The sequence below is a fragment of the Paenibacillus sp. JL3B1040 genome, assembly GCF_057063165.1.
In genome coordinates, this window is the sequence record NZ_CM169317.1 from 2,126,954 (window position 1) to 2,143,526 (window position 16,573).

Below are 16,573 nucleotides of genomic sequence, written 5' to 3' on the forward strand. Positions count from 1 at the left end.
CGTGATCCTCCTTGCAGGTTAAAAAAATACCGTAATTGCAAAGATTATACCATAATGATTGTGAGAACGTCCTTTAAAATAGAAGCAATCGCAGGTCTGGAAGCGATTTCAACTTTGGAAGGAGAGTGCGTGCAAGGATGAAAGCGAAGATCAAAGAAATTGTCGCCAAGCTGACATTGGAGGAAAAGGCGGGGCTCTGCTCCGGCCTGGATTTTTGGCATACGAAAGGCGTGGAGCGGCTGGGAATCCCGTCCGTTATGCTGACCGACGGCCCGCACGGCTTGCGCAAGCAAAGCGCCTCGGCGGATCACCTCGGGCTCAACGACAGCGTCCCGGCGACTTGCTTTCCGTCGGCCGCCGGGCTGGCCGCCTCTTGGAACCGCGGCTTGATCCGCCGCGTGGGCGAAGCGCTCGGCAAGGAATGCCAGGCGGAAGGCGTCGCCATGCTGCTTGGCCCGGGGACGAACATCAAGCGTTCGCCGCTGTGCGGCCGCAACTTCGAGTATTTCTCCGAGGATCCGTATTTGTCGTCGGAAATGGCCGCCCATCATATCCAAGGGGTGCAAAGCCAGGGCGTGGGCACCTCGCTGAAGCATTTTGCCGCCAACAATCAGGAGCATCGCCGAATGTCCACGGACGCGGTGGTCGACGAACGGACGCTGCATGAGATCTACTTAAGAAGCTTTGAAGGAGCGGTCGTCCAATCCCAGCCTTGGAGCGTCATGTGCTCCTACAACCGGGTGAACGGCGAATATGCCTCGGAGCATCACGATTTGCTCACGAAGATTTTGCGCGACCAATGGGGCTTTGAAGGTTTTGTCGTGTCCGACTGGGGCGCGGTTAACGACCGGGTCCGCGGGCTCGCCGCCGGTCTGGAACTGGAGATGCCGTCGAGCGGAGGAGCGGGGGACGCCAAAATCGTCGCGGCCGTCAAAGACGGAAGCTTGCCCGAAGCCACGCTGGACCTGGCGGTAGAGCGGATTCTTGCGTTCGTGTTCAAGGCGGCCGAGCATCGTAAAGAACAGGCGACTTTCGACGCGGAGGCGCACCACCGGCTGGCCCGGATCGCGGCGCAAGAGAGTATGGTGCTGCTGAAAAATGAGGGCGGCATCCTCCCGCTCCGCAAAGCGGGAACGATCGCGGTGATCGGCGGATTTGCCGAAAAGCCGCGTTATCAAGGGGGAGGGAGCTCTCACGTCAACCCGACGCGCCTGGATTTGGCTCTGGAGGAGATGGGCAAAATCGCGGGCGATCGCGCGACCCTCGTGTATTCCAAGGGGTTCGAGCTGGATCGGGACGACGTGAACGCCGAGTTGCTGCGCGATGCGGTTCGCAAAGCGGAGAACGCCGATACGGCGGTGCTGTTTATCGGCTTGCCGGACCGGTACGAATCGGAAGGCTACGACCGCACGCATATGCGGCTGCCGGCGAATCAAGTTGCGGTGCTGGAGGCGGTGGCCCAAGCGCAGCCGAATCTGGTCGTGGTACTGAGCAACGGGTCGCCGGTGGAAATGCCGTGGATCGGCAAGGCCAAGGCCGTTCTGGAAGGTTATCTGGGCGGTCAGGCGGCGGGCGGCGCCGTGGCCGATCTCCTGTTCGGCGAGGCCAATCCGAGCGGCAAGCTGGCGGAAACGTTCCCGATCAGACTGCAGGATAACCCTTCTTATTTGTTTTTCCCCGGGGAAGGGGATCGCGTGGAATACCGGGAAGGCATCTTCGTCGGATATCGTTATTACGATACGAAGGAGGTGGAACCCCTGTTTCCTTTCGGCTACGGGTTAAGCTATACGACCTTTGAATACGCCGATCTGAAGCTGGACAAAAACCGGATGCGGGACGACGAAATGCTTACGGTCAGCCTGCAGGTCACCAATACGGGGAACCGGGCGGGCCAAGAAATCGTTCAGCTCTACGTCCGGGACGTGGACAGCAGCGTCATCCGGCCGGACAAGGAGCTGAAGGGCTTTGGCAAGGTCGAACTGCAGCCGGGGGAAACGAAGACGATCGATTTCGAGTTGGATAAAAGCGCGTTTGCTTATTACAATACCGCGCTGAGCGATTGGTATGCCGAGTCCGGGGAATACCGGATTCTCATCGGCAAATCGTCCCGGGACATCGTGCTTGAAGCTGCGGTTGAGGTGGAGTCCACGACGGAGATTCCGGTCGTGTATACGGCGAACACCTTGATCGGCGATCTGCTCGGCCGCCCTGATTTGCGCAGCATTGCCCTGGAAATGATGACTGCTACCGGCTTGACGGACGCGAGCGGCGGCGAGCCCGACGCCATGATGGAGGCGATGATGAAATACATGCCGCTGCGCGGCGCCGTCGCGTTCAGCCAGGGAAAGTTTACGGAAGCGATGCTGTCCGGGCTGTTGGAGCGGCTAAATGGTGGTGCGGGAACCCAGGGGAAAGCCGAATAACTCAAAACACGCAGGAAGGTTGCCCAAAGTTGCGGGCAACCTTCGTTGTTTTTCGGAGGCCGGAGCAAATGCTGGACTTACCAGCCCCTCCCCCTGTGTGGATTGTATACGATTTTTCATATACAGTATGCTGCAGATGAAGAAAATTCCGAATTCTATTCGAATTTTCGTATAAAGAGGTCCTGAATGACCAATTGGGGTTGTCTCGGGCCATTCGTGAGCGGCTTTCCGCTCCGCTAGACATGCGCCATTCCGCCACTCTCCGCCCGCTAAGCGTGATGGATCCGCGGCATCGGCATCGGCTCTTTGCCGAGCTCGGCCCAGGCGTATTTGAGCAGCAGCTCCGTCTTCAGCCCTTCGTAACCCGGTTCGTCCCACAAATTGCGAAGCTCTCCCGGGTCCTCCTGAAGATCGAAAATCTCTCCATACGTTTGATTGTAATAAACCGTGATTTTATAGCGTTCATCGACGTACGTTTTCTGATGAATCGTCGTCGGTTCGTGCCGGAATTCGCAGATGGCGTGATCCCGCGCCTGCCCCTTCAGGCCGAGCCACACTTCCCGCTGGTCGACGCCGGTCATGGCCGGCGGGATCGGCAAGCCGCAGAAGGAGAGGAACGTCGGCGCCAGATCGACCAACGATTGGATCGCGTCCGAACGCCGCCCGGCGGGAACGCGGCCCGGGTACCGGACGATAAACGGCAGCTTGATCAAATCCTCGTAATGAAACCCTCCCTTGGCCTGAAGGCCGTGTTGGCCGAAGAAATGGCCGTGGTCCGTCGTGAACACGACGAGCGTGTCGTCCGCCAGGCCCAAATCGTCCAGCTTATCGAGAATGCGGCCGATATATTTGTCCATCAGGCTGATCATGCCGTAATAAACGGCGACCAGCTTCTTTTTGTCGTGATCGGTCAAACGTCCTTTGGCCCCGTATTCGTAATCGTGATGGGAACGGTAGCCATGGATGCCGAAGCCGGTTTCCATCAGGGCGGAAAAATCGGGATTCTCCTCCTGCGTCAGCCCGAAATGCGGCGGATTGCGGTCGTGTTCCCCCGGCGTCAGCGACGGGATCGTCAGCTTCTCCGGATCGTACATCGTATCCCAGGGCTCCGGCGCCAAATATTCCGGATGGGGGTCGAAGAAGCTGGCCCACAGGAAAAACGGTTCGTTCGCCCGCCGATGCTCCTCCAACCGGGCGTTCGTGCGCTCGGCGATCCACGTGTTGTAATGATATTTTTCAGGGATCGGCCACTTGTACGTCTGCGTCGGGTCCATCGTTCCGGTCGGCGGCAGAAAATAATCCCGCCAGTTGGTACAGCCCTGTTCCTCCAGCCATAGGGCATAATGCTGTCCGACATGGGCTTCGTTCGTATGGTTGCGGGCGAGCTCGACGTGATCGAAGCCGTAAAACGGCCCGTGGAAACCGCGCCAGTACTGCAAATCCTGCAGGATCGGGTACGCTTCTTTGGACTCATACGCCGGCGTCGATTTCAAAGGTTGAAAATGCGCTTTGCCGATCAACGAGGTCCGGTACCCCGCCGCCTTGAAGTCCTCTCCCACGGTATGGCGGTCCTCAAGCAGCTTCGTGCCCAAGGTCCACGCGCCGTGCTGGCTCGGATACATGCCCGTGATGATCGAAGACCGGCTTGGCGTGCAGGTCGGATTCGGGCAGTACGCCCGGCCGAACGTCGTGCCTTCCCGAGCCAAGCGATCCAAGTTCGGCGTGGAGATTTCGGGCTGAAACGCACCGATCGTATTCCAGTGCTGTTGATCGCTGGTGATTAGTAAAATGTTAGGTCTACTAGACAAAATTTATCCCCTCCTATTATGATAATATTGATAATACGGTAGTTTTTAAATGGCGTTCTGTTGCATGTTGTTTGTCATTTTGTTAACTGAAATAGGGTTGGATTGAACAGGAGGGGGTGAGGATGATGCAGGAATACGATCACGAGTTTGCCGAGTTCATTTATTACACGCCGGGGTTTCTGGACAAGGAAGCGCAGCTATGGCCCGTTCGGGGCGGGCGCAGCGCGGCCAAAGCCAACTATAAAGTCGGGCCGAAGCGGATTGAATGCTACAGCCTGCATTTCGTTCTTGAGGGTCGGGTGTGCCTTGAGTACGAGGACAAAAAAGTCAGCCTGCAAAAAGGCGATTTGTTCTGTTTGTTTCCGGGGCGCACCTATGATTATTACGTGCTGCCCTCGGACCCCTTGCTGCAAATGAACTGGCTGGCCGTGGACGGCAGTCGGGTGGGGACGCTGCTGGAGCTCGCGGGAATCACGCCGGAAAGGCCGTATGGGCAAGGACTCGTCTCATCCCGCGTCAGGGAAGCGATCGGGCGCGTGCTCGAAGCGTTGGCGGGAGCGGAACGATGGAACCCGTCCGTCTCCCTGGAGCTGCAGGGGCTGATTTGCGGATTGCTCGCCGGGATCATCCCCGACACGGCGCCCGTGCATGCCGACGAGCCTTCGGCTTGGATCCGCGAATGCATGCAGTTCATGGAGCTGCATGCCACGGAGGGGATTTCGGTGCAGCAGGCGGCTTCGTTTGCGGGCGTGCATCGCTCTTATTTTTCCAATGTGTTTACGAGCCAGGTCGGGGTGCCGCCGCAGAAATATTTGCAGCAAATCCGGATGGAGAAAGCCAGGCGCCTGCTGACCGAAACGGACGCTTCCGTCACGGAGATCGCGTTGTCTTTGGGTTACCCGAATTTGTATACGTTCACGCGGGCGTTCAAGAGCTACTACCAATTGTCTCCGCTGGCCATGCGGTCGGGCGGCGGGAAGCGATAACCGATACGGATCGGGAAGACCTGTTTTCGAAAGCGCTTACCCGGTCCGCGACAGGATTCCGGATGCAAAGGAGGACAAGGGATGACACGGGCAACGCAACGCAGATGGATTCCGCCGAAATGGGGCATCCAGGGCAAGCTGTTTATCGCTTTTGGATTGTTGGCGTTGCTGGCGATCGTGTCGGTCACCAGCATCGTTTACGTCAATATGCGCGACACGATCAAGCGCAACGCGATTACCTCGGTCACGGACAGCATCCGCCAGGCCGACGAATCCTTGAAGGTGATGCTCCAGGAGATCGACCGGTTGAATACGGTGGTCGCAACCAACAAGAATACGGTCATCGATACGATCCTAAGCCCCAACGAAGAGGTCAGCTACGAATGGTTTCAGGAACAGAAACGGATTACCGAATTTTTGTCGGGTCTGATCGATTATAAGCCTTACATCTCCCGCATCGCCGTCGTAAGCCTGAACGGAAAAGTGTTCTTCACCGGCAGCCCGTGGATCGACCGGACGTTCCTGAATACCGAAACGATGGATTTCATGCTCCGCGAAGGGGAGCGGCATGCGTACATCAAGCGGTCGGACACGTCGGAGGCGATCGTGGTCGGCCGCGTTCTCCGTTACAACCGCGAGACGATCGGCGTGGTGATGGTGGACCTGAATTATGAATTCATCCGGAAGACGTACGGCGTGAAGCCTACTGCGGACAGCATTTTGTATGTCCTGGATGAGCGGAAGCAGCTCGTTTATCAGTCCGATTCGGCGCCGGCCGCCGTATCCGCCGCCATGTCCCAAGCGATCTATGAGTCCGCGGGGGCGTCCGATGCGGGGGAGACGGTGGAGCGGGCCATCGACGGGAAGCCGTACATGGTCGTCAGCCGAAAGTCCGAATCTACGGGCTGGACGACGCGGGCGTTGATCCCGCTCGATTCGCTGCTCAGCGAGTCCGCGAGAATCCGCAACCTGATGGTGGCGGTGGCGGTGGCCGTGTTTATCGTCGTGCTGATCGGAACGCTGCAAATGTCCGCCCGGACCACCCTTCATATCCGCCGCTTGAAGACGATGATGATGCGGGTGAAGGACGGCAATCTGGACTTTCCGAAGACGGAAATCAACACGAAGGACGAGATCGGCGATTTGTACCGGGCGTTTATCAGCATGGTGGAGGAGTTGAAACGCTTGATGGAAGGGATCCGCACGAGCGAGCAGGCCAAACGGGAGGCGGAGCTGACCGCGCTGCAGGCGCAGATCCGTCCGCATTTTCTGTACAATTCGCTGAATACGATCAAGTATTTGGCCAAGCTGAACGGAGTGCCCAACATCGAAGAGGTATCCGGGGCGCTGGTCGAACTGATGCGGGGCGTGCTCGGGAACTCGGGCGAATTCCTGACCTTGCGGGAGGAGCTGGACTATGTCGCGAGCTACGCGGCGATCGTCAAATACCGGTTCATGGAGCCGATCCCGCTGCAGGTTCAAGTGGAAGACGAGGATTTGCTGGAGTGCCGGATCTTAAAGCTGACGCTGCAGCCGATCGTGGAAAACGCCTTGATGCACGGTTTTGACCCGTCGGCGCATGGAGGGTTCGTGATGATTCGCGTGTACGGGGAGGACGGAGACGTGAAGATCGAAGTGATGGACAACGGCAAAGGCATGAGCAAGGAAAAAATTGAGGCGTTGATGGGCGGGGACGGAGCGGCTCCCTCCCGGTTCAGCGGCATGGGCGTACGCAACGTGCATGAACGGATTCGCCGGATATTCGGCGATCCTTACGGAATCGAGCTTTACAGCGAGGAAGGGCTCTACACGAAAGTGGAGCTCCGTTTTCCGCGGCGCGGGGATCAAGAAATCGGGGGGGCTCAGGATCATGTATCAAGTATTGTTGGTTGACGACGAACCTTTGGTGCACCATCATCTGAGAACGGTGTCGGATTGGCGAACCCACGGCTTCGAGCTTTGCGGCGAGGCGTACGAAGGAGAAACGGCGCTTCGAATGATCGAACGGATCCGGCCCCATATCGTCATCCTGGACGTGAACATGCAAGGGATGAGCGGCGTGGAACTGAACCGGACGATCCGGGAGCGTTATCCCTTCGCCAAGACGATCATGCTCAGCAGTTATGACGATTACGACTATGTTCGCGACTGCTTGAAGAACGGGGCCGTCGACTACTTGCTCAAGCACCGCCTGGACGGCGACGGGCTGATGGGCGCTCTGAACAAAGCGGTCCGCGAGATGGAGGAACGCCGCGAGGAACGAAGCCCCGAGCCCGGCGGCGTCTCGGACATTCGCGAGCTTCTCGCCCGGATGTTGCGAGGGAACCCCGAGGCGGCCGAGGAGCTGGAGGCCTACGCCCGGCGGAAGGGCCTGTTTGCGGAGACGGTGTGTTATGCCGCGGCGGCGCTGCAAATTTCCTCCTTCCTGTTGCTTGCCGAATCCCGCAGCGACGTGCAAACGAACCGGCTGGTGCAACAGGCCGTGGATATGATGCAGCGCAACCTCGGCGACGTGCCGGAACGGACGGCCGCTTACGTGGAGAACGGCCGGATCGCCGTCCTGTTTGCGTTCAAGGAACACAGCGAACAGGCCGCCGCGAGCGAAGCGGAACGGCTCATGAGCCATCTCCGCCACTCGCTGGAGTTATATTTGAACTTGAAATGCACTTACGCCGTCGGTCATGTCTGCGCCAGCCTGTGCCGGCTGGAATCCAGCTACCGTACCGCGGAACGGGCCCTTGACGCTTCGCCGCTCCCGCCGTCCGTCGGCCCGCGAACCGAACGCTTGTCCCTGACCATCGAAGAGCAGAAGCAGCTGCTCCTGTCGGTGGAGAACCTGGACAGGGAAGGCGTAAGACAGGTGATCGCCTCCGCGTTTGACGGCCTTCGCCATCATCCGGTCCATGCCCAGGCGGTGCAGATGATCGTACGCGAACTGCTGTCCATCGGCGAGAAGGCGACGCAGAAATGGGTCCCGTTTGCCGGAGGCGACGATCCGGCCGGCGGACTTCCGCCGCGCGAAGACCTGGGCCGCATCGGCAGCGTCGATGAACTGAAGCGCTGGCTTCAAGCTTATTACGAGGAGCTGCTGGACCGGTTGAAGCGGCAGCGCGCCGCAGGCCACCATTCGCGGCATGTTTCGCAGGCCATCCTGCTGATCCTGGAAAAATATGCGAGCTATATTACTTTGGAACTGGCGGCGGGAGCGATCGGGCTAAATCCCTCGTACCTCAGCCGGATCTTCAAAGAGGAGACGGGCCTGACTTTCTCGGAATACGTGAACCGGGTCCGCATCGATGCCAGCCGCAAGCTGCTGGACAGCGGGCGGTATTCGGTCAAGCAAGTCAGCGTCCAGGTCGGCTTCAGCACCTACAATTACTTCTTCAAAGTGTTCAAGGAGCGGACCGGCATGACGCCGCAAGCCTACGTGCAGAGGAACCGGCCGGCGGTTCCGTAAAAAAAGTGGAGTATGTCGTCATATTTGTGGAACTCCTCCCCCGCAATCGATCGACTATAATGAATGCACACCATGGTAAACGCTTACAATGATCGTTTCGCCATTCATCAAAGGAGGTCATGCAAAAACATGCGCAAACATTGGGGGAAAACCGCAATCGGCACGATGCTGATTGCCGCGTTGGTGCTGGGAGGATGCGGTTCGGGATCCGGCCCCGGCGCGAACGCCAAAACCGCCGAGGGAGGGGCGAATGCCGCCGCCGTCAGCAAAGACGGCTTCCCGATCGTGCAGGAGCCGATCACGCTGAAGATGTTCACGCGGATCGCGCCGGTCAACGGGCCGTTCAAGGACATGCCGGTCTTTCAGGATTACGAGAAAATGAGCAACATCAAGGCGGAATTTATCGAAGCGCCGACGGACGGCTTCCAGGAGAAGAAAAACCTGCTGTTCGCCTCCAACGAGCTTCCCGACGTCTTCTACCGTTCCGGGCTCTCGCCTTTGGAATCGGTGCGCTACGGCGCGGGCGGACAGTTGATTCCGCTGGAGGACCTAATCAAGGATTACGCGCCCAACCTCACCAAGCTGATGGAAGACTATCCGGAAATTCGCGCGGCGATCACGACGCCGGAGGGACATATTTATTCGCTTCCCGGGATCGTGACGCTGGGCTCGGCACGGACGGACAAGAAGTGGATCAACACGGCGTGGTTGGATAAGCTGGGCCTGCAGGTGCCGCAGACGACGGATGAGCTGTACGACGTGCTGGTTGCGTTCCGCGATCAGGATCCGAACGGAAACGGGCAGAAGGACGAAATTCCGCTAACCGCCCGCGTCGGCTTGCATATCGTCAACATGATGAGCGGGTCGTTTGGCCTGGACCAGCAATTCGGTTACAACATCAATCTCGTGGACGATAAAGTGGAAATTTGGATGGGCAGCGAGCGCAATAAAGAAATGCTCATGTACTTAAACAAGCTGTATCAAGAGAAGCTGTTGGATTCCGAGGTGTTCTCGCATACCGAAGCGCAATATTTGGCCAAGCAGGGGTCGGGGAAAACGGGCGTTTTCTTCGATCAAACGAACAACAACTTCCTGCCGATCGCCGATCAATACGAAGGGATGGCGCCTCCCGCAGGGCCGCACGGCGACCGGCTGCAAGCCCAAGCCTCGCCGGTGCCGCGGGATCCCGGAGCCTACGCCATCTCGTCCGTGAACAAATATCCGGAGGCGTCGATGCGCTGGATCGATTATTTCTACAGCGACGAAGGTTCCACGATGCTGCGGTTCGGCCGGGAAGGCGAACATTATGTGTTGAAGGACGGCATCCCTTACTACACGGACGAATACTCGACCGCCGAGAAGCAACCTAAAATCACGCCGTATGCCGGGGGCGGAGCGCCTCACTTGATCAGCGAAAAGGTCGCTTCCTACATCAATCCGCCGCAGGTTCAAGAAGCGCAGAAGCAACTGGACCCTTATATGCCGGGGATCCGTTACGCGGCCCCCATGTTCGACGAGAAAACCGCGCAACAGGTCAATGTTTTGAGAAACGACATCGACAAGTATTACGAGGAACAAAGCACGAAATTCATTGCCGGGGCGCTGAGCTTCGATAAGTGGGATGAATTCCGGTCCACGCTGAAAAAGATGAACATCGACGAGCTGCAGCAATTGTACCAAGACGCATACGACAAGATGAAATAAGGCCATTTACCGTTGGCTAAGGAGTGGATGTTCATGGATAACAAGGCGGCCCCTTCGGGGGCCGGGATATCCCGAAACCGTACGAAACGCGGCAGCCGTCTGATCGCGCAAATGGCCAGACGATACGACCTGTACCTGATGCTGCTGCTGCCGATGGCGTGGTACCTGATTTTTCACTATGGCCCGCTTTACGGGCTGCAAATCGCCTTTAAAAACTTCAACCCGGCCAAAGGGATCATCGGCAGCGAATGGGTTGGATTCGAGCATTTCCTGCGGTTTTTCGACTCGTATTATTTCTGGCGGCTGCTGCGAAATACGCTGACCATCAATTTGATTTCGCTGTTGGTCGCATTCCCGATCCCGATTCTGCTCGCTTTGCTCATTAACGAAATCCGGAGCAAGGCGTTCAGCAAATGGCTGCAGAACGTGACTTATATTCCGCATTTCATCTCGGTCGTCGTCATCGTGGGCATCCTGACGGTTCTTCTGTCGCCTACCGGCCCGATCAACATGCTGATCCAGACGTTCGGCGGCGATCCGATCCGGTTCATGGAGGCGGCCGGCTGGTTTAAAACCGTCTTTATCGGTTCGAACATTTGGCAGAACATGGGCTGGCAGTCGATCATTTATATTGCCGCGCTCAGCGGGATCAATCCGCAGCTGTACGAGGCGGCCAAGATGGACGGAGCTTCCCGGTTGCGGCGGATCTGGCACGTTTCTTTGCCGGGGATCGTCCCCGTCGTCGTTATTTTGCTGATTCTCGACGTCGGGCAGTTCATGAACATCGGGTTCGAGAAAATCCTGCTGATGCAAAACAACTTGAATCTCGAGGCGAGCGACGTGATCTCCACGTTCGTGTACACAACCGGGATTCTGAAGGGCGAATACAGCTACACTGCGGCGATTGGGCTGTTCAACTCGGTGATCAACCTGATGCTGCTGCTGATGGTGAACCGCTTTGCCCGCAAAACATCGGAGACGAGTTTATGGTAAGGAGGGGCGCGCGTGTCCAAATCAAAGGCATTCAAGCAAACGCTGCCGGGACCGGCGGACGAACGGTGGTTTGATGCGGTGATCTATCTGATCGCCGCGGTGATCATGTTGATCGTGTTGTATCCGCTGCTGTTCGTGGTCAGCGCCTCGTTCAGCGACCCGGCAAAGGTGCTCGGCGGCGAGGTGTGGCTGCTGCCGAAAGGCGCGACGCTGGATGCGTACGCGAATATTTTGCAGAACGATAAAATCTGGATGGGCTACGGCAATTCGATATTGTATACCGTCGTCGGCACGACGATCAATATCGTTATGACGCTGCTTGCCGCGTATCCGCTGTCGCGGCCGGACCTGCCGCTTCGCAAAGGACTGATGCTGATCGTGACGCTGACGATGTTTTTCAGCGGCGGACTGATCCCGACCTACTTGCTCGTCAAGGATTTCGGAATGGTCGACACGATGTGGGCGCTGATCATCCCGGGTGCGATTTCGACGTATAATCTCATCGTCATGCGGACGTATTTCCAGTCGAGTATTCCGTGGGAGCTGCAGGAAGCGGCCCATATCGACGGCTGCTCGAACTGGCGGCTGCTCATCAGCATTATCCTGCCGCTGTCGAAGCCGATCTTGGCGGTTATGGTGCTATTCTACGCGGTGGGTCACTGGAATTCGTTTTTTAACGCGCTCATCTATATCCGGAGCGAGGATTTATACCCGCTGCAGCTGGTGCTGCGCGAAATTTTGCTAATCAGCCAAACGGACGCCGTGGACGGCCTCGTCGGTCTCGAGGACAAAGTGCTGCTGGCCGAGAGCATCAAATATGCGGTCATCATCGTGTCCAGCTTGCCGGTGCTCGTAATGTATCCTTTCGTGCAGCGGCATTTCGTGAAGGGCGTGATGATCGGCTCGATCAAAGGTTAACAAGCTGGGAGGGCTTAAGTTGAAAACAAACGCGAAGATAACCGTCGACGGCGCACGGGCCAGCGGACATACGGTGAATCCTTACCTGTTCGGGCATTTCGTGGAGGATATCCGCGACCATATGGAAGCGATGCTGGCCTACCCGCTGAAGGACATGGATTTTGAAAGCGAAGCCGAAGGGAAAACGGCGGTTTCCGGCTGCTGGAGACCTTATACGAACGGCCGGAATACCGCGTACGCGCTGGAATCGCCGGCACCGAGGCATTCGGGGCGGGCGCAGCGCATTCGATTGCTGAGCGATGACGAAGCGGATGCCGGCATCGCCCAACGGGCCGCGCTGAAGGGGCCGATGGATTATACGGTCAAGCTGGTGGCGCGGGCGTCCGTCGAGCTTCGATATTTGATCGTCGAGGCGGCGGACCGGCGCACGGACGAACGGCTCGGCCGGGCGCGCATTGATTTGACCAGCCATAACTGGCGGGAATACGAAGCGAATCTGCCCGTTTCCCGCGCTTGCGCCGACGCCGAAATCCGGGTATACGTGCCGGCGGAGCACCCCCGCTGGCCGGATCACGTGTCCACCGGCATGCTTTGGCTTGACCATGTGTCCCTGCTGCCCCGGGACAACGTTGGCGGGGTGAAGCGCGAAGTGATGGAGATGACGCGCGACTTGAACGCCGGCATGATGCGGTTGGCCGGGAATTACATCAGCGCGTATCATTTCGAACACGGGGTGGGCCCCGTCCTGGAACGGCCCGTCATGTTCAATGAAGCCTGGGGCGGCTGGACGAGCAAATATTTCGGCACCGACGAGTTTGTCCGCTTTTGCCGGGAATTGAAGGTCGAGCCGTTGATTTGCGTCAACGACGGCTCCGGCACGCCCGAAGAAGCCGCACGTTGGGTGGAGTACTGCAACGGGGGTCCCGATACTCCGATGGGCGCGCTGCGGACGGCGAACGGCCATCCGGAACCGTACCGCGTCCGTTACTGGGAAATCGGCAACGAGGTATGGGGAGGCTGGCAGGTCGGCACCTGCTCGGCGGACCGTTTTGCGGAGCGGTGCGTGTCCTTTGCCGAGGCGATGAAGGCGGCCGATCCGTCGGTCGAGATTTTGGCCTGCGGGCACACGGACCAAACCTGGAACCGGGCCGTGCTGGACATCGCCGGCGAACGGATCGATTATTTGACGCTGCATTTGTACCACGGCCTGGGCCGCTTCGGCATGGACCGGAACACGCCGGCGGAGGAGCGTTATAAAGCCATCGCGGCTTTCCCGGAATGGACCCGGGACGATATCCGCCGGACGGCAAAACAAATCCAAGCGAACGAGCAGCATCGCCACATCAAGCTGGCCGTCACGGAATACAACACGATGTATTATCCCAACACGGTGCGCAAAGGGGTGCCGGACGAACATACGCTGGGTGCGGCGGTCGCCAACGCCGCCAATCTCAACGAGATGCTGCGCGCCAGTGACCTCGTGCAGATCGGCAGCTTTTCCGACCTCGTGAACGGGTGGCTGGGAGGCTGCATTCGCGTGGGCGATTCCTACGCCGACCAATATTGCGGCAAAACGCCGGGCTGGAGCGGCCGTCCCTTAACCGTCTACGGCACGCCGACCTACGAGGTGATGAAGCTTTACGCCAACCGGGACATCAGCCGCATGCTGCCCGTCGACGTCGAATGCGGCAGCTTCTCCGTCCGGGCGAACCGGCCGGCTCCTTTCGAGCTTGACGCCCTGCCGGATTTGGATGTCGCCGCCTGTGCCAATGAGGACGGAAGCACGATCACGGTCTTTATCGTCAACCGCAGCCTGGAAGAAGTGACCGCCGAGTTGAACCTGCTTGGAGGAGCGTTTTCCGGGGAAACGACGCTGTACGAAATTACGGGCGATTCCTTCGACGCCATCAATTCCGTCTTTGAGCCGGAACGCATCGGCTGCAAGACGCTGGTGATACCGGCTGCGGCCTGGAAGCAAGGTTATCCGCTCCGTCCGGCGTCGGTGTATGCGCTGGAGTTGAAGACGGAGTAGGCCGGAGACGGATAGCAGAACGGCCGGCACGGAGGCTAGCAACGGACCTGAGCGACCTTATTCTCCCGAAAACCGGCCTTTCTCATTTCCAACGGACAGGAGAGCCGTTATTTACTCGAAAAAGCCGGGATCAGTGCACACAAAGGCCGAATAAGGTCCGCGGTGTCCGATACCGTTTCAAAACAGCCGTTTTGCACGAAGTAGCGGCACTGGAGTCCGTTAGGATTGCGATCGGATATCGTTTCATTAGGTGAGTCGAACTAAAGAAATACGGGAGTAAGGCAACAGCGATCGTAAGAACATTTCATAAGCGGGATGCCCTATCTCGTACAATCAAAAGTTTGACTTATAAGCGAACAGGAGACAGGAGGAGAACAGTGACAACCAGAGCTTATACGAAGGATTATCCCAGACCTCAATTCGTCCGGGAACAGTGGCTGAATTTGAATGGTCCTTGGGACTTCCGCTTCGACGACGACAACATCGGCGAACGGGAGAACTGGCCGAACCGGTTCTCGGGAACGCATACGATCAACGTGCCCTTTACCTACGAGACGAAAGCGAGCGGCATCGGCATCGAGGCGTTTCACCCGCAGGTCTGGTACGGCAAAACGGTGCACATCCCAAAGGAAGCCGAAGGCAAACGGGCGATCCTGCATTTTCAGGCGGTGGATTATGTCGCCAAGGTATGGGTCAACGGCAAGATGGCGGGCAGCCACCGAGGAGGGTATGCGGCTTTTGGCTTCGACATCACGCCCTATTTGGTTTACGGCGCGGACAATCAAATCACGGTCAAAGCGGAGGACAGCGACGATTGCACCCAGCCGCGGGGCAAGCAGCGCTGGACGAAGGACAATTTCGAGTGCTTTTATGTCCAGACGACCGGGATTTGGCAGACGGTTTGGCTGGAGTTCGTAGCGGAGCAGCGTCTGGATTCCGTCAAGATTACGCCGGATATCGACCGTTCCACGGTCCGTTTCGATTATCGCATCTCCGGGACCCATGCGGCGGAAACCTTGCGATTGGAGGCGATCGTGACGCTAAAGGGCAATCCGGTGAAACGGGTCGCTTTGCAGGCGGATCGTCCGAACCTGACGGTCGAGGTCGATTTGATCCATGAGGCGAACGGGCCGTGGAAAAAATGCCTGTGGTCGCCGCAGCATCCGAATCTGTTTGACGTGGAATTTGTGCTGTATGCGGCGGATCGGGTGGTCGATCGGGTCTTTTCCTATTTCGGCATGCGCAAAATATCGATTGAGAACGGACGGGTGCTGCTGAACAATACGCCGATTTACCAACGATTGATCCTGGACCAGGGATACTGGACGGACAGCCATTTAACGCCGCCGAGCGAAGAAGCGATCATCGCCGATATCGACCATATACTCGCGATGGGCTACAACGGCGTGCGCAAACACATGAAAATCGAGGACGCCCGTTTTCTCTATTGGTGCGACGTCAAAGGGCTGCTGGTCTGGTCCGAAATGGCCGCGACCTTCGAGTTTCAAGACCAAGCGGTCGAGGCGTTCACGAAGGAGTGGCTGGAAATCGTCGAACAGCAGTACAATCATCCCAGCATAATCACTTGGGTTCCTTTCAATGAATCGTGGGGCATCCCCTCCATTCTCCGCGACGTCAAGCAGCAGAAATTCACCGAAGGCATCTACCATCTGACGAAAGCGATCGATCCGTACCGTCCGGTCATTACGAATGACGGCTGGGAGCATACCGTATCCGATATTTTGACCCTGCATGATTACGTCGAAACCGGCGACGACTTTGCCAGGAGGTACCAGGATCGCAAAGAGGCCATCGTCCAGCGGGTAACGACCTGCAACCAATGGAAATACGCCCTGGCCGAAGGGTACGGATACCGCGGGCAGCCGATTATCATCAGCGAGTTCGGCGGGATCGCCTTCCGGTCCGACAAAGGTTGGGGCTACGGCCGCCAGGTCGCCACGGAGACGGAATTCCTGGAACGGTTCGAAGGGCTGACCCGGGCGATCAAAAGCGTGGACTATATATCCGGTTATTGCTATACGCAACTGACCGATGTGCAGCAGGAAATCAACGGTTTGCTGACCGAGGACCGGAAGCCGAAAATTCCGACGGACCAAATTCGGGAGATCAATTTGGCTTAAGAGGCGCGATCCGCAGGGAGGCCGATCCGTGATGACGGATTGGCCTGTGCCTGTCGGAATACAGAGGTCCGCCCCTTATGGCTTGACTCACGACTGAATTCGTGATATTAT

The 16,573-nt window shown here is 57.9% G+C and carries 10 protein-coding genes; 9 read left to right on the top strand and 1 reads right to left on the bottom strand.

Annotated features, from left to right (window positions below; translation table 11 throughout):
• Positions 1–137 precede the first annotated feature (137 nt).
• Positions 138–2,423, top strand: a complete 2,286-nt coding sequence (locus ACZF99_RS09405; RefSeq protein WP_483611125.1) for a glycoside hydrolase family 3 C-terminal domain-containing protein — start codon at positions 138–140, stop codon at positions 2,421–2,423.
• A 269-nt stretch (positions 2,424–2,692) separates the two neighbouring features.
• Here the strand turns inward: ACZF99_RS09405 and ACZF99_RS09410 are convergent, their stop codons facing one another.
• Positions 2,693–4,231: a sulfatase family protein gene (locus ACZF99_RS09410; protein WP_483611127.1), complete on the bottom strand. Its 1,539-nt coding sequence runs from the start codon at positions 4,229–4,231 to the stop codon at positions 2,693–2,695.
• A gap of 122 nt (positions 4,232–4,353) precedes the next feature.
• Here ACZF99_RS09410 and ACZF99_RS09415 point away from each other — a divergent pair, with 122 nt between their 5' ends.
• The 8 genes from ACZF99_RS09415 (at position 4,354) to ACZF99_RS09450 (ending at position 16,462) form a co-directional block, all read left to right on the top strand.
• Positions 4,354–5,217, top strand: coding sequence for an AraC family transcriptional regulator (locus ACZF99_RS09415; protein ID WP_483611129.1), 864 nt, complete (start codon positions 4,354–4,356; stop codon positions 5,215–5,217).
• Between the two features lie 81 nt (positions 5,218–5,298).
• Positions 5,299–7,110 (top strand): sensor histidine kinase, encoded by a 1,812-nt coding sequence (locus ACZF99_RS09420; RefSeq protein WP_483611131.1) that lies wholly within the window; start codon positions 5,299–5,301, stop codon positions 7,108–7,110.
• Complete coding sequence (locus ACZF99_RS09425; protein WP_483611133.1) at positions 7,088–8,674, top strand: response regulator transcription factor; 1,587 nt, start codon at positions 7,088–7,090, stop codon at positions 8,672–8,674. The genes ACZF99_RS09420 and ACZF99_RS09425 overlap by 23 nt, the downstream gene beginning before the upstream one ends.
• Positions 8,675–8,803: 129 nt before the next feature.
• Positions 8,804–10,378, top strand: coding sequence for an extracellular solute-binding protein (locus tag ACZF99_RS09430; protein ID WP_483611135.1), 1,575 nt, complete (start codon positions 8,804–8,806; stop codon positions 10,376–10,378).
• Positions 10,379–10,411: 33 nt separating this feature from the next.
• On the top strand, positions 10,412–11,371 hold the full coding sequence (locus ACZF99_RS09435) for an ABC transporter permease (RefSeq protein WP_483611137.1): 960 nt from the start codon (positions 10,412–10,414) through the stop codon (positions 11,369–11,371).
• A gap of 12 nt (positions 11,372–11,383) precedes the next feature.
• Complete coding sequence (locus ACZF99_RS09440; RefSeq protein ID WP_483611138.1) at positions 11,384–12,289, top strand: carbohydrate ABC transporter permease; 906 nt, start codon at positions 11,384–11,386, stop codon at positions 12,287–12,289.
• Positions 12,290–12,308: 19 nt separating this feature from the next.
• The gene (locus ACZF99_RS09445) at positions 12,309–14,321 is read left to right on the top strand and encodes an alpha-L-arabinofuranosidase C-terminal domain-containing protein (protein ID WP_483611140.1); all 2,013 of its coding nucleotides are present in this window, start codon (positions 12,309–12,311) and stop codon (positions 14,319–14,321) included.
• 377 nt (positions 14,322–14,698) lie between these two features.
• Positions 14,699–16,462 (top strand): glycoside hydrolase family 2 protein, encoded by a 1,764-nt coding sequence (locus ACZF99_RS09450; RefSeq protein WP_483611141.1) that lies wholly within the window; start codon positions 14,699–14,701, stop codon positions 16,460–16,462.
• Positions 16,463–16,573: the final 111 nt, after the last annotated feature.

Bases quoted from the DNA above. Each gene is read 5' to 3' on its own strand.
- ACZF99_RS09405 (WP_483611125.1), top strand. From the start codon at position 138: ATGAAAGCGAAGATCAAAGAAATTGTCGCCAAGCTGACATTGGAGGAA.
- ACZF99_RS09415 (WP_483611129.1), top strand. From the start codon at position 4,354: ATGATGCAGGAATACGATCACGAGTTTGCCGAGTTCATTTATTACACG.
- ACZF99_RS09420 (WP_483611131.1), top strand. From the start codon at position 5,299: ATGACACGGGCAACGCAACGCAGATGGATTCCGCCGAAATGGGGCATC.
- ACZF99_RS09425 (WP_483611133.1), top strand. From the start codon at position 7,088: ATGTATCAAGTATTGTTGGTTGACGACGAACCTTTGGTGCACCATCAT.
- ACZF99_RS09430 (WP_483611135.1), top strand. From the start codon at position 8,804: ATGCGCAAACATTGGGGGAAAACCGCAATCGGCACGATGCTGATTGCC.
- ACZF99_RS09435 (WP_483611137.1), top strand. From the start codon at position 10,412: ATGGATAACAAGGCGGCCCCTTCGGGGGCCGGGATATCCCGAAACCGT.